The following is a 13,760-nucleotide window of genomic DNA, read 5'->3' as shown; positions in this document are numbered from 1 at the left end:
CCATCCAGTCGTATTTTATAGTTCTTTGATTATGCTTCCGGCTGTGTCTTTGCTTTCTTCCTCTGAATAAACAAAAAGATTAGTGGAATCGTGCAAAACAGCGGTATGGATGAAATGAGGAACGTATCCCCAATTCCTCTCGATGTGGCATCTAATGTGATTAAACTACTTACGGATGACACCCATGAACTGCCGAGCGTCGCTTGAAGCGCATGAGCCGAGTCAGGTGTAATGGTCTCCGAAATTTGTTGGGCATGAGATGCCGAACGACTTTGCATGATCGCGGTCAGCACTGCAATCGCCATAGATGCGGCAACGGTACGTACCAGATTAGATGCTGTAGATGCATTGGCTACCTTGCTCGGATGAACAGCGTTCATACCGACCGTAGACAGTGGCATCATACAAATACCAATTCCCAATCCACGAAATGCCATTACAGTTTCCAGCCAAATATGCGGTGTATCCGGCGTAAGCTGATGAAGATGATACGTCATAAAGCTGGTCAGTGTCAGACCCACAAGTCCCAATGGCACAATGCCGAACTTATCGAACAGCCGCCCGGCAATTGGCATCATAGCTGCCATTGCAACCGCTTGTGGAATGAGGATAATACCAGTATCAATTGGCGATACACGCTGAATATTTTGCAAAAACAACGGTGTTAAAAACGTTCCTCCATACATCCCCATCATGACAAGACTAGAGGCAATAACACTAATCGTATATTTCGAATTCTTGAATAATGAAATTTCAATTACAGCATTATCTTTGCCACTTTCTACATAAATGAGAAAGACAAGTGCCCAGAAAGCAACAAACAGCAAAGATACAATTTTAAAAGAAGTCCAGCCATCATGCTGCCCGTTTGTCAATGCGTACAAAAGTGTTCCTGCACAAGTTGCGGCCAGCAAAAAACCCGGTAAATCAAACGGCTTTGGTGTTACTTTAGGCGGCTCCTTGATCAGAAGAATAACCATTAAAATTGCAAATAAAGCAACCGGCACACTGACAATAAACAAGAACCGCCAGTTAAACCACTCAATTAAATATCCGCTTAGCGTTGGCCCTACAGCTGGCGCTGCCATTGCGGCGATCCCCCATATACCAAGGGACATACCGATTTGTTCACGCGGCATGATTTTGTAAATAATCGTCATACTCAGCGGCATAATAACACCGCCGCCCAGACCAGCGAGTACCCGTGCTGCGATCAGGGAAGAATCACTCCATGCAAAAATACATATTCCCGTTCCCAGCGAAAATACGCTGAGCGCAAGAATCAAAAACTTTTTGTATCCGAGGCGCTGCTCCATATATCCGGTAATCGGTACGATTACACCAGATGCAAGCGTGTAACCTGTAATAACCCACTGAATACGTGTCGTCGTAGATCCTAAATCTGTCGTCAATCGAGGAATGGCGACATTGATCAGACTGTTGTTCAGAATGGCGACAAAGGCGCCTAAAACGATAGCGAAAAAGGCAAGCCAGCGTTCTCTGGAAGAATCTGTCGAAGGAGCAGCAGCAATATCATTGGCAGCCACACGGACCCCTCCTTTTTAAGGTGTATGAATTTTTACTTCCACGTTCGTTCCAGGAATAAGCTTCAGATCCTTCGGCTTGTTCACTGCAATTTCTACAGGCACACGTTGAGTCACCTTGTTAAAGTTACCACTTGTGTTCACTGCAGGAACGAGCGAGAACACTGCGTTGGAGGCTTCGCCCACTTTGCGAACCTTACCCTGAATCGTCTGGTCACCTGCTGCATCAAGCGTAATATCAACAAGCTGCCCTGGTTTAATACGGTTAATATCGGTTTCTTCAATATTCGTGGATACATACAAGCTGTTCATATCAACCATAGTTGCAACAGCGCTACCCGGCGATCCGATTTCATGCTCTTTCGAATAAATCTTAATGACGGTTCCGTTGATCGGCGCGCGCAGTACAGACTTGCTGATCATACTCGCATCCAGCCCCGATACATCCTGCTCGGCAATCGGTTCATTACGTTGAACCACATCGCCTTCTTCTACATCAATATGGCTAATCTCTCCGGAGATTTGCGGCATTACCTTATATTGATCGGCTTGAATACGCGCATCGTCACTTTTAACAAAGTGTGTTGCCTGATACCAATAATAGTAGCCAATAGCTCCACCGCTCAGAATGAGCAGTGCAATGAGGATTGGCAATACAGTTTTCTTACTCACTTCTTCCACCCCTGTTGTCCAAAAAATTTTTATTATTCAACGCTAATATTTTAAAATTGAAATATTAGGCCATTAAACCAAATGTAGAACGTAAATAAACGCATAGCAACATGCCATGCAAAAGACAGGGCTTATTTTATGTACATAGGATAAGTAGATCCATGGTCCACAAACCGTCTTCTTTATATTTAAATATTTTCATATAATTATTGTACATTGAAATATTATAGATATATTTATCTATTCAGGCAACATAAATTTTCAGTTTTTTCATAATTTTTTTCACAAAAAAGAACCTTGTTTCCAAGGCTCTTTCACGAAAAGGAATAGTTTACATTTAAAGGGTTACATAATAATACTAAGAGAAAGGCGTAGACCCAACTGACCGTTCTTTGCAGTTTTTCGCCTCCTGCCCTTCCTTCTTGTTCTTATTCGTTCTGTTCCCCTGAGAACCTTGCTGTCCCATGCAACCCCCGCAACGGCAGTGTTCTGTCGTCCCGTGTACATCCTCTCTGGAATCTCGCAATAGCCGCACGTAATCCAGAGATTGCTGTAAAGAAGCAGGCCCCGGAATGAAGCGGACCTTCTTGCCTTCTAGCAGACAGTATACCTCAATAAGCTGAGGAAGAGCTCCAAATGCATAATAACAAAATACATTCGTCAAATGTTGAAATGTACTAATAACGTTAGGGTTATAGTCCACGATATACTTTTGAATCAGCAAGGAATCCGCTTCTGCTGATAGTTGCCAAGCAGCCTGAATAATAAGCGAAATATCGACTTCTAATTCAGGCACCGGCGTACAAAATTGTTCATACAGCATCACCGGCAGCAACAAATCATTATTTAAGGCACAAATTTTTGACAACTCACCGGAAACTTTATTTTTGACATCCCAGTAATGGAACAACGATTCAAAACTGTTTGACTGCTTGGGCCACCATTTCTCCAGCACATACTGGACAGGGACTTCCCGCCGCACCTCTACTTCCATTCCAAAGTATTCGTTCAGCGCATGCCCTATTGCATATTGAACCCGTTGCCGCCAATTCCAACCCTCACGCCCTCGTTTTCCCTGTGATTGACGGATTGGCTGTGGAGTTCTCCACATCTCCTCAAGCTGATAGTCGTGCAGAAGAGGAAAACCGCTTAAGCTATCGCTATTGCGCATACCTATCCCTCTCTCTCATCTCAGGACACTCCAATACCAGCCTGTGCAAATTGTCTTCCGTAAGCTCGACAATTCTCCTTCTCATCATCCAATGGATTAAATTCAATCTTCAGACTCTCCTGAATGACAGATGCGCCGCGTTCTTTGACTTTTTCCTCTACCAAGTCAACCGCGCCACAGAATTGCGTATAAGATGTATCTCCACTGCCAAATACAGCAGTCTTTTTACCGGACAGATCAAGCTCGTCTAGTTCCTCGTAAAAATCCAAAAATTCATCAGGAAGCTCACCATCTCCCCATGTATATACACCCAACAGGAACCCGTCATATGCGAGCAGTTCTTGCGCGCTGCAATCATACGAAGCCTTCAACTCCGCCTCATGCCCTGCCTGACGGACTCCCTCGGCGATCAATTCCGCGATTTCCTCTGTATTACCGGTCAAACTGGCATAAGCAATCATGATTTTACCCAAGTTCATCCCTCACCTTTATTTGAAATATGGGATGCTTTCACTCCCTGTTACTCAAATAATATTTGATAATGATTCTCATTGTCAAATGTTAATTTCAAAAACTAGCTTTAATCTTGGGGAAATATACGCAAAACAGCCGCATTACATGCGGCTGTTGGCTGTTGGCTGATAAAATCTATGGATAAACAATTTATTAGTTACAACATAGGACAATACTGTATGATGCCCTTCGCCGACATGATTCCACGCTTAGACAGATGCTTCGAACGAAGGCTCCGACTACCACGAAACGCTGGCTACGGCAGTTTAGGCATTTTGTGTTTAATTAAGTAGACTTCAGCTGTGTTGATAGAAAAAATATTATGTACGTACAATCCAATCCATTTTTCATTATTATGATAAAAAACGGATGGTTGTACGTACAAGTGGGATTGAATTCATTTTAATATGGAAGCGCTATAATTACAAGTACATGCGAGAAAAAATATTTTTGGCCATTTGACTACTTACTTATTTATGTAATCATTCGATTGTTGCTGAGGTTTGTTGTACAATAGACTCCATATGGGGATTTCTGTGTAGCTTGCTGCCTGAATCCTGAATTGACTGCTGAAGGATGGATTGTACATGTATGTAGCACAAGAGTGGAAAGACTATGAAGTAATGGATACAGGCGGCGGTGAAAAACTGGAACGTTGGGGCGATATTGTCCTGCGTCGTCCCGATCCGCAAATCATATGGCCTTTGACCCAGGAAACAGCCGACTGGCGTAATGTTCATGGGCATTACCACCGCAGTTCTTCCGGGGGCGGCAACTGGGATATGAAAAAACCTATCCCCGAGCGCTGGACAATTAGCTATGGACCGCTTAAATTCCACATTAAACCCACCAGCTTCAAGCATACTGGTCTTTTCCCAGAGCAAGCAGCAAACTGGAGCTGGATGATGGATAAAATCAAAGGCGCAGGCAGACCGATTTCCGTACTGAACCTGTTTGCATACACGGGAGGAGCCACTACTGCCGCAGCGTATGCCGGAGCCAGTGTAGTTCACGTGGATGCCGCCAAAGGCATGGTACAGTGGGCAAAGGAAAACGTTCAATTGTCCGGTCTGGCTGACCGTCCCGTACGCTTCATTACAGACGACGTATTCAAGTTCGTGCAACGAGAACAACGTCGGGGCAACCGTTATGATGCAATTATTATGGACCCTCCTTCTTACGGACGCGGACCTAACGGAGAAACCTGGAAACTCGAAGAAAGCTTGTATCCGTTTCTCGAATCCTGCATGAGCATCATTTCGGATCAACCGTTGTTCATGCTGATCAACTCCTATACTACAGGTATTTCGCCTACTGTATTACGCAACATGCTGAGCATGACAATGCAACAAAAGTACGGCGGCCAAATTAGCGCTGGCGAAATCGGATTGCCGATCACACGCTCGGGATTGAATTTGCCTTGTGGTATTCTGGGACGCTGGGAGGCTTAATTCCTCTTATGACTCAAGATAAACTTACCCGGCATGGGCATGTACAGCCGAACATTCCTGTCCTATATGAGGACAATCATGTTTTGGCGGTTGTAAAGCCTGTCAATGTTCCGACGCAAGAGGATGCCAGCGGTGATCCTGATCTGTTGTCTTTACTCAAGGAAGATCTAAAAATCAGACACAATAAGCCTGGTAACGTCTTTTTGGGTTTAGTTCACAGACTGGATCGACCTGTAGGTGGAGCCATGATTTTTGCTAAGACGTCCAAAGCTGCTTCTCGCTTATCAGAATCGGTGCGAAGTCGCCATTTTCACAAACTGTATACAGCAGTTCTGAATGGCATTCCTACGGCTCCACAAGGCCGTCTAACCCATCACCTGCTAAAGGATAGCCGTACCAACACTGTTCAAACTGTTCGGCCTGGCACAGCTGGTGCCAAGGAAGCCATTTTGGAGTACCGCGTGATCGGACAAGCAGATGGACTCAGTCTTGTGCAGATTAAGTTGCACACCGGACGCTCACACCAGATTCGTGTGCAGATGCAGGCGATCGGCTGCCCTCTCTACGGGGACCAAAAATATGGCGGTAATCTAAGCCGTCCCGGTCAACAGCTGGCGCTCTGGTCCTTACTCGCTAGAGCACCGCATCCGATCAGCAAGGAGGATATGAGCTTCCACTCGTTACCTCCCGTCCAATTTCCATGGAATGAGTGGCCCATGTCGCTTTATGAGAACATGATAACGTCTGAAAATTGAGCAGGCAAGCTCTGCTCTATTTGGATTTCGACATCTTCAACTCCATTTGCACAAAGAACCCGCATCGCATGTAAACTAACATGCATTGCGGGTTCTTTTTTGCAGAAAATTAAATTAATGCGTTATCCCATCCTTATGACGAGGAAGCCACGGACTGTCCCTTCTTGCTGTTTACCAGCTGTTGACGGGGGAGAACGTTTTGTGCATTCGTATTTTTGATAAAAAACGCTAAAACCAGAGCTGCCACACTCAACAGTGTTGCAATGATAAAAGCCGAGTTAATACCATAAATCGTAGCTTGATTGCCTGCAGCCAGCATCCCCGCTTTGTCCGTGACGCTTAGTCCCTCGGATGCAACAATCGTTGTCAAACGGTTGCTGCTTTGCGTAGACATCACCGTCACCAGAATTGCCGTCCCAATCGAGCCGGAAATCATACGCAGCGTGTTACTCATCGCAGTACCATGTGCATTCAATCGTTGCGGAAGCTGGTTTAATCCGGCCGTCTGGATCGGCATCATCAGCAATGACATCCCAAACATCCGCACCGTATAATTAATTAACAGTGTCATATAGGTGGTTGATTCGGTCAAGCGTGTAAATTCCCAAGTCGTTATAGCCATAATCAACAAGCCAATTACAGACAACCAGCGCGCTCCGATTCGGTCAAAAATAGCTCCCGTCACAGGAGACATGAGCCCCATCAGAATCGCTCCCGGTAACATTAGCATACCGGACTGGAGCGGTGTAAAACCGCGAATATTTTGCAAATAAATCGGTAGCAATATCATACCGGCGTACAAAGCCATCGTCACAATCACATTAATGATTGTCGTCAAGCTGTACACATCGTATTTAAAGATACGGAACTCCAGCATAGGCTCATCTACCTTCAGTTGACGGACAATAAACAAAATAAGCGCAATCGTCCCAACGATAAGCGTAGACAGGACCGGAATACTTCCCCAACCCGATGTTCCTGCATCACTAAAGCCGTATAACAGTCCGCCGAAACCGAGCGTAGACAAAATGATACCGGGAATGTCCAGCTTAGGCTTGGACTGCTCCGTTACATTTTTCAGAAAAATAAATCCGATCACAATCGAAATCACTGAAATCGGCAGGATGATCCAGAACAGTACCCGCCAGTCATAATGCTGGACTATATAACCGGATAAGGTTGGTCCAATGGCTGGAGCAAAACCCATCGCAATCCCCAGCGTTCCCATCGCCCGGCCACGACGCTCTATTGGGTAGATGTTTAAGATAACGACCATCATTAAGGGCATCATAATACCTGCACCCGCAGCCTGAATAAGCCTACCGATCAGCAATATGCTAAAGCTCGGTGATATAGCACATAACAGCGTACCGATTGAAAATATAGTCATCGCGCTAATAAACAATTTCCGAGTGGAGAAACGGGCAATCAAGAATGCGGTCACCGGAATCAATACCCCGTTCACGAGCATAAAACCCGTGCTAAGCCACTGAGCTATATTGGCATCTACATTCAGATCACTCATCATTTTCGGTAAAGCCACACTTATCAACGTCTGGTTTAAAATCGCAACAATCGCGCCAATCAACAGAGCGGCCACAATGGGTGCTCTGCGTACATTACCTGGTAGTGTCATTTGAGGACTGCTCAAGTTGATTCATTCCCTTCGGTGTCAATTTCATAATCATTTGTTTATGGATATCCAGGACCATCTCCAGATGCTCCTTCGGTATGTCCAGAATAGGCAAGACGCGCTCCATCCACATGGCGTCTACTTTTTGCATGATGTCTTTTCCTTCCGGCGTAAGCGTTAGCACTAAAGATCTGCGATCATGCTCATGCCGCCCGCGAGCGATATATCCCGCCTTGGTCAAGCGCTCAACCACCCCGCTCATGGAGCTGCTTCCCACATGTGCTATGTCTGCCAGCTCGGATAACCCGATGTTGGGTCGTTTATTCAGAATCGCCAAAGCCATGTGCTGAATGGCCGTCAGATCCAAATGCTGCTCCTCATTCCAGAAGGCATAAAATATCGTTTTGTTAACCTCCCTTACCGATTGAATAATCCGGTACACCTCAAGTCTGTCTTCCTCTCTGTCACTCACTGGAACCATCCTTCTTCCCAATACCCAATTCACAATCCATATACATAAACAAGCAACTATTTGTATACGAAATGTTATTTATTTATAACTATTATTTTATCATCTCTTATGTAAATGTCAACATTCACCCAAACAACACCTATGCTTCAACACAAAAAACGCGGAAATGAACACCCAATAGGCATTTACATCCGCGCATTCCTATTCACCTTAAAGAGATAGTCTGCTGCGTACAGCTACTTTTCATGTATCTACAATTCTAGTTATTCTGCTCGCTCTATTTGTTCCTTGACTCTCTCAGCCTCACTTGCCGATACTGAAGTTTTCGTTTTCGTTGTAATTTTCCCCAACAAATAAACCAGCAAATTTTGATTGTGCTGAGAAATCCGGTTTAGTGCAGAACCCAGAAAATCATCCCGGATTTGCAATCCACGCTCCACTTCTTCTCTGCCTTGATCCGAAATGACAATCCATACAATTCTACGGTCCTTTACGTCTCTAAAACGGGTGACCAGTCGATTCCGCTCCATCCGATCCAGTAGCATCGTAACCGCCGCAGGTGTGGTGGCGAGATACGGGATTAGTTGAGACGGCTTCATGCGGCCGTATTCGTTCAGAACCTCCAACACTGTGAGTTGAGCCTCAGTTAGTGATGGAGCCAGCTGCTGCTCCATATGAACCTTGTAATCCTTAGCCATTCTGGACCAGATTTTCGCAAATTCGGTCGTTTGCATTTTGCCTCACTCCTTTGAATAACAGGGTCAGTAAAAGCATCAAAGTTACCGTATGGGCCACCGTCCGGATTGTATTTCATCACATTAAATTTTCGCCATTCAGCCCCGGTTTCCTGCCGTTTTTGGAGCACCAAATGAAAAGGGGAAGGAAGTCTCACTTCGGTTTTGGAGGCTGGTCAAGGTTCGACAGCATGACGGCAAAAAGGTCCTCATTCGTGCCGGAATGGCATGAGAGGACCTCTCTTTTTCGAGCTAAAAAACGCTTGACTTTACAATTATTCTACTGACTGTGAAATCTGCGGCTCACTGCGCGGGAGCACATTCACAATTTCGTCCTTCTTCTCCACTGGAGCCAGCAGCTTGCCTGTATCCTTGCGGTCGGTCAAAGGAGCTTTTTCCGAAAGGAAGGACATCGTCTGACCTTCTGCTGTGATCGCAAATAATTGAATAGCTTCACGACAATAGAAGGCAGCCACGATCCGAGTTCCGTTGGAACGTACTCGTTTGCCTTCCTTGAACTCAAAGGTGGTGATTCCTTTACCGCCTCTTCCCTGAGTAGGATAATCCAGCAAAAGTGTACGCTTGCCATAACCGGACTCGGTCAGCACCAACACTTCTCCTTCATCCTCTTCTACCCACAATGCCGCGACAATTTCATCGCCTTCCGCCAGCTGTATACCTTTGACACCAGCCGAGACGCGGCCCATCGCATTAACCTCTTGCTCCTTGAAGCGTATGCTCATTCCCGCGCGGGTAATTAGCATAATATCTCTGGTACCGTCGCTCAACGTTACTGATAATACCTCATCGTCCCCTGCTACCTTGCAGGCTGCTACAGCGCTGGATCGTTTTGTAGCATATTCTTTCAATTCTGTACGCTTTACTTGTCCCTTCTTTGTTACAAACACCAGACTTTTGCCGATTTCCTCAATGTTTTTGATTGGAATAACACTCACGATACGATCTTCCTTGGATAACGGAATGACGTTGACAATCGGAGTGCCCGGCTCTTTCCACTTATACTCCGGCACTTGATGTACAGGCAGTAAAAAGTATTGTCCACGCTGGGTGAAGACGAGCAATACATCCAGCGTATTCACATCAAGCAATTGGGTGACGTAATCCCCTTCTTTAACGCCAGAACTTGAACGTTCCCCACCGGAACGAGTGAACGACAACATACTTGTACGTTTCACATAGCCATCTTTGGAGAGTGTCAGCAGCACATCCTCCGCTCCAACCATGACCTCCAGGTTCACCTTAATCTCTTCTACCTCGCCTTGTATATCTGAACGACGGTCAATGCCGTACTTTTCGCGAATTTCCAACAGTTCCTTGCGGATCAGGCTGATCAGCTTGCGATCACTTTCCAGAATTGAACGGTATTGTGCGATTTTTTTCTGGATATCACCCAGTTCTTTTTCAAGCGTGGTGATTTCCAGATTTGTGAGACGATACAGCTGCAAGGTCAAAATAGAATCTGCCTGACGTTCGCTAAAACCAAACATCCATTGCAAATTATTTTGCGCGTCCTGGCGATTTTTGGAAGCTTTAATGGCTGCGATGACCTCATCCAGAATGTTAAGCGCCTTGACCAAACCTTCCAGCACATGGGCACGATCCTCCGCCTTTTCCAGTTCAAACTGGATACGGTGAGTGACAACTTCGCGTTGATGGGCGATGTACGCTTCCAAAATGGACTTTAGTCCAAGCTGATGTGGCGCTTTGTTCACAATGGCTACCATGTTGAAGTTATATGCGACCTGTAGGTCGGTTTTTTTCAGCAAATAAGCCAAAATCCCTTCCGCATCGGCTTCCTTCTTCAGCTCCACAACAATGCGCAAACCATTTCGCCCACTCTCGTCACGAACCTCGGCAATCCCTTCCACCTTTTTCTCAAGACGGATATTTTCCATGGCGGTTACGAGTCTTGATTTGACGATCTGGTATGGAATCTCGGTAATGACCAGCTGCTGTTTACCTCCGCGCAAAGACTGAATTTCCGTTTTTGAACGGATATAAATACGTCCTTTTCCCGTGCGGTAAGCGTCCTTGATGCCTTCTCCACCCATAATGAGTCCGCCAGTCGGGAAATCAGGACCTTTAATAAAGGTCATAATCTCTTCCAGCTCAATCTCCGGCTTTTCCATCACTGCAATGCTGGCGTCAATGACTTCGCGTAAACTATGTGTAGGAATCTCTGTGGCAAAGCCCGCCGATATCCCACTGGAACCGTTAACCAACAAATTTGGATAACGGGACGGCAACACCACGGGCTCTTTGGCCGAGTTATCAAAGTTGTCCTTGAACAAAACCGTACGCTTTTCAATATCGCGCAGCATTTCCATTGCGATCGGAGACAGGCGGGCCTCCGTGTAACGCATAGCTGCCGCCGGATCATCATCCTGGGAACCCCAGTTGCCGTGACCATCCACCAGCACGTGACTCATTTTCCAAGGCTGCGCCATCCGTACCATGCCGTCGTAAATCGACGAGTCACCGTGAGGGTGGTAATTACCCATAACGTCCCCGACAGTTTTGGCGGATTTACGATATGCTTTATCCGGTGTATTGCCCGAATCGTACATCGCATAAAGAATACGCCGTTGTACGGGTTTTAATCCGTCCCGTACATCGGGTATCGCCCGGTCCTGAATAATATATTTGGAATATCGGCCAAAGCGGTCACCGACCACTTCCTCCAGAAAAGCTGGCAAAAATTGCTCCGATAAGCTCATGTATACACCTCATTTGATAGCACTACTCTACGTATTCCGTGAAATCTACGTTTTCCACGATCCAGCGCTTGCGCGGATCCACCTTATCACCCATCAAGGTGGACACCCGACGTTCAGCCTTGGCCGCATCCTCTATCTGAACGCGTAACAAGGTGCGTGAATCGGGATTCATCGTTGTTTCCCATAACTGATCAGGGTTCATTTCCCCGAGTCCTTTATAGCGTTGAAGTTCAAAATTCCGTCCAAATTCTTTTAAGTAATTATCAAGCTGCTCGTCAGTCCAGGCATAACGCACCGTTTCGAGCTTACCCGACTTGCGGGTTATTTTATACAATGGCGGCTGAGCAATAAATATGCGTCCTGCATCAATGAGCTCTTTCATGTACCGATAAAAGAACGTCAGCAACAGCACTTGAATGTGCGCGCCATCCGTATCTGCATCGGTCATAATGATGATTTTGGAATAATTGCTGTCTTCCAGCGAAAACTCGGTTCCTACCCCCGCACCAATCGCTGCAGTAATAGCACGATACTCATCATTTTTCATGATATCCGCCAGCTTGGATTTTTCCGGATTCATCGGCTTGCCTTTTAACGGCAAAATGGCCTGAATTTTGGAATCCCGTCCCTGCTTGGCCGATCCCCCGGCCGAATCGCCTTCCACAATAAACAACTCATTACGTGTAAAATCCTTGGACTGCGCAGGCGACAGTTTACCATTCAAATTGGAACTTTCACTGCGCTTCTTGCCAGAACGCATTTCATCCCGAGCTTTACGTGCAGCTTCACGCGCTCTGGATGCTTGAATTGCCTTCTTGATCAAGGTTTGCGCTATCTGCGGGTTTTCCTCCAAAAAACGCTGCATCTGCTCAGATACGATGGCATCCACTGTACTCCGTGCCGACGCGCTACCCAGTTGATCCTTTGTCTGACCGACAAATTCAACCTCAGCCATCTTGACACTGATTACAGCCATCATGCCCTCACGTAGATCGTTGCCCTCCAAGTTTTTATCCTTTTCCTTCAACATCACCGTTTTGCGCGCATAGTCGTTCATGACACGAGTGTAAGCGGTTTTGAATCCCGTTTCATGCGTACCCCCGCCGCGTGTCGGAATGGAGTTAACGAACGAAGCAATCGTCTCTGTATAACCCGCATTGTACTGGATGGCAATCTCCACTTCAATGTCTTCTTTCTCGGCATTAAAGTGAATAACGTCATGCAGTACATCCTTGCCCTCATTCAGAAAAGCGACAAATTGACTTGCTCCACCCTCATAGAAATACTCATCTGACTTCCCGCTGCGTTCGTCTTTAAGTTGAATACGAAGGCCGGAATTCAGAAAAGCAATTTCCTGAAGGCGCTCAGCCAACGTATCGTAGTTAAAATGAATGCCTGCCTGAAAGACGCGAATATCCGGTTTAAATGTAATTTTTGAGCCCGTCTTGTTAGTATTGCCCAGCACTTCAAGGCCTGTGGTCGGTTCCCCGACATGCTCCACGCCCTTCTTGTCCTGCCAATATTCAAACCGCTGACGGTGAATCTTGCCGTCCCGGTAAATTTCCACTTCAAGCCATTCCGAAAGAGCGTTCGTTACAGACGCGCCTACACCGTGCAGACCCCCGGACTTTTTATATCCAGAACCGCCAAACTTACCTCCGGCGTGCAAAATGGTGAATACAACCTGAGGCGTAGGAATTCCCGTTTTGTGCATTCCCGTAGGAATACCGCGCCCGTTGTCTGATACCGTAACGGAACCGTCTTTATGCATTGTAATATCAATGCGAGAGCAAAACTTGGCGAGATGTTCATCCACCGCGTTGTCTACAATTTCCCATACCAAATGATGCAGCCCCGAAGAACTGGTGCTCCCGATGTACATGCCCGGCCGTTTGCGAACTGCCACAAGCCCTTCGAGCACTTGAATGTCGTCCGCGCCATATTCTGAAGCTCCGCTCTGTGTGCCGGACGCTCCCGCAGACAAGTCGATTTTGTCGACCATTCATGCTCCCCCTTTGTCTAATCGTAACCGTGTTTTGCCTTATTCTTGATGATTTTCACCAAAAATGCAAACAGA

At 46.3% G+C, this 13,760-nt stretch carries 11 protein-coding genes; 2 read left to right on the top strand and 9 right to left on the bottom strand.

What is annotated here, in order from left to right; genetic code table 11:
- Nucleotides 1-29 precede the first annotated feature (29 nt).
- From AC6EJC_RS07705 to AC6EJC_RS07690, 4 genes are all read right to left on the bottom strand, one after another.
- Complete coding sequence (locus AC6EJC_RS07705; RefSeq protein WP_134903805.1) at nucleotides 30-1,547, bottom strand: DHA2 family efflux MFS transporter permease subunit; 1,518 nt, start codon at nucleotides 1,545-1,547, stop codon at nucleotides 30-32.
- Between the two features lie 15 nt (nucleotides 1,548-1,562).
- Entirely contained in the window at nucleotides 1,563-2,216 is a 654-nt protein-coding gene (locus AC6EJC_RS07700) for an HlyD family secretion protein (protein WP_444953449.1), read from the bottom strand.
- A gap of 358 nt (nucleotides 2,217-2,574) precedes the next feature.
- Nucleotides 2,575-3,387, bottom strand: a complete 813-nt coding sequence (locus AC6EJC_RS07695; protein ID WP_444953448.1) for a hypothetical protein — start codon at nucleotides 3,385-3,387, stop codon at nucleotides 2,575-2,577.
- Nucleotides 3,388-3,407: 20 nt separating this feature from the next.
- Nucleotides 3,408-3,866: a flavodoxin gene (locus tag AC6EJC_RS07690; RefSeq protein ID WP_103048798.1), complete on the bottom strand. Its 459-nt coding sequence runs from the start codon at nucleotides 3,864-3,866 to the stop codon at nucleotides 3,408-3,410.
- Nucleotides 3,867-4,487: 621 nt separating this feature from the next.
- On the opposite strand from AC6EJC_RS07690, the gene AC6EJC_RS07685 reads away from it, so the two are divergent.
- Together AC6EJC_RS07685 and AC6EJC_RS07680 are read left to right on the top strand one after the other, a co-directional pair.
- A complete protein-coding gene (locus tag AC6EJC_RS07685; protein WP_444953447.1) occupies nucleotides 4,488-5,351 on the top strand; it encodes a class I SAM-dependent methyltransferase in 864 nt (287 codons plus the stop codon).
- 8 nt (nucleotides 5,352-5,359) lie between these two features.
- Complete coding sequence (locus AC6EJC_RS07680; RefSeq protein WP_103048796.1) at nucleotides 5,360-6,106, top strand: RluA family pseudouridine synthase; 747 nt, start codon at nucleotides 5,360-5,362, stop codon at nucleotides 6,104-6,106.
- Between the two features lie 133 nt (nucleotides 6,107-6,239).
- Here AC6EJC_RS07680 and AC6EJC_RS07675 read toward each other — a convergent pair whose 3' ends face one another.
- The 5 genes from AC6EJC_RS07675 to parE form a co-directional block, all read right to left on the bottom strand.
- A complete protein-coding gene (locus tag AC6EJC_RS07675) occupies nucleotides 6,240-7,742 on the bottom strand; it encodes a DHA2 family efflux MFS transporter permease subunit (RefSeq protein ID WP_444953659.1) in 1,503 nt (500 codons plus the stop codon).
- A complete protein-coding gene (locus AC6EJC_RS07670) occupies nucleotides 7,726-8,211 on the bottom strand; it encodes a MarR family winged helix-turn-helix transcriptional regulator (protein WP_444953446.1) in 486 nt (161 codons plus the stop codon). Before AC6EJC_RS07670 ends, AC6EJC_RS07675 begins: the two co-directional genes overlap by 17 nt.
- A gap of 263 nt (nucleotides 8,212-8,474) precedes the next feature.
- Nucleotides 8,475-8,945 (bottom strand): MarR family winged helix-turn-helix transcriptional regulator, encoded by a 471-nt coding sequence (locus AC6EJC_RS07665; protein WP_444953445.1) that lies wholly within the window; start codon nucleotides 8,943-8,945, stop codon nucleotides 8,475-8,477.
- A gap of 275 nt (nucleotides 8,946-9,220) precedes the next feature.
- Nucleotides 9,221-11,683 carry a DNA gyrase subunit A gene (gene gyrA / locus AC6EJC_RS07660; RefSeq protein WP_444953444.1) on the bottom strand — a complete coding sequence of 821 codons (2,463 nt, stop codon included), beginning with the start codon at nucleotides 11,681-11,683 and terminating at the stop codon, nucleotides 9,221-9,223.
- A 22-nt stretch (nucleotides 11,684-11,705) separates the two neighbouring features.
- Nucleotides 11,706-13,685, bottom strand: coding sequence for a DNA topoisomerase IV subunit B (parE, locus tag AC6EJC_RS07655; protein ID WP_444953443.1), 1,980 nt, complete (start codon nucleotides 13,683-13,685; stop codon nucleotides 11,706-11,708).
- Nucleotides 13,686-13,760 lie beyond the last annotated feature (75 nt).

The organism is Paenibacillus sp. TY11 (genome assembly GCF_059772165.1).
Note: the sequence above shows the minus strand (reverse complement) of the source record. Positions and strands in the feature narration are given on the sequence as shown.

Coding starts and splice junctions, on each gene's coding strand:
- AC6EJC_RS07695 (WP_444953448.1), bottom strand. CDS start 3,387: ATGCGCAATAGCGATAGCTTAAGCGGTTTTCCTCTTCTGCACGACTAT.
- AC6EJC_RS07690 (WP_103048798.1), bottom strand. CDS start 3,866: ATGAACTTGGGTAAAATCATGATTGCTTATGCCAGTTTGACCGGTAAT.
- AC6EJC_RS07685 (WP_444953447.1), top strand. CDS start 4,488: ATGTATGTAGCACAAGAGTGGAAAGACTATGAAGTAATGGATACAGGC.
- AC6EJC_RS07680 (WP_103048796.1), top strand. CDS start 5,360: ATGACTCAAGATAAACTTACCCGGCATGGGCATGTACAGCCGAACATT.
- AC6EJC_RS07675 (WP_444953659.1), bottom strand. CDS start 7,742: ATGACACTACCAGGTAATGTACGCAGAGCACCCATTGTGGCCGCTCTG.
- AC6EJC_RS07665 (WP_444953445.1), bottom strand. CDS start 8,945: ATGCAAACGACCGAATTTGCGAAAATCTGGTCCAGAATGGCTAAGGAT.
- gyrA (WP_444953444.1), bottom strand. CDS start 11,683: ATGAGCTTATCGGAGCAATTTTTGCCAGCTTTTCTGGAGGAAGTGGTC.
- parE (WP_444953443.1), bottom strand. CDS start 13,685: ATGGTCGACAAAATCGACTTGTCTGCGGGAGCGTCCGGCACACAGAGC.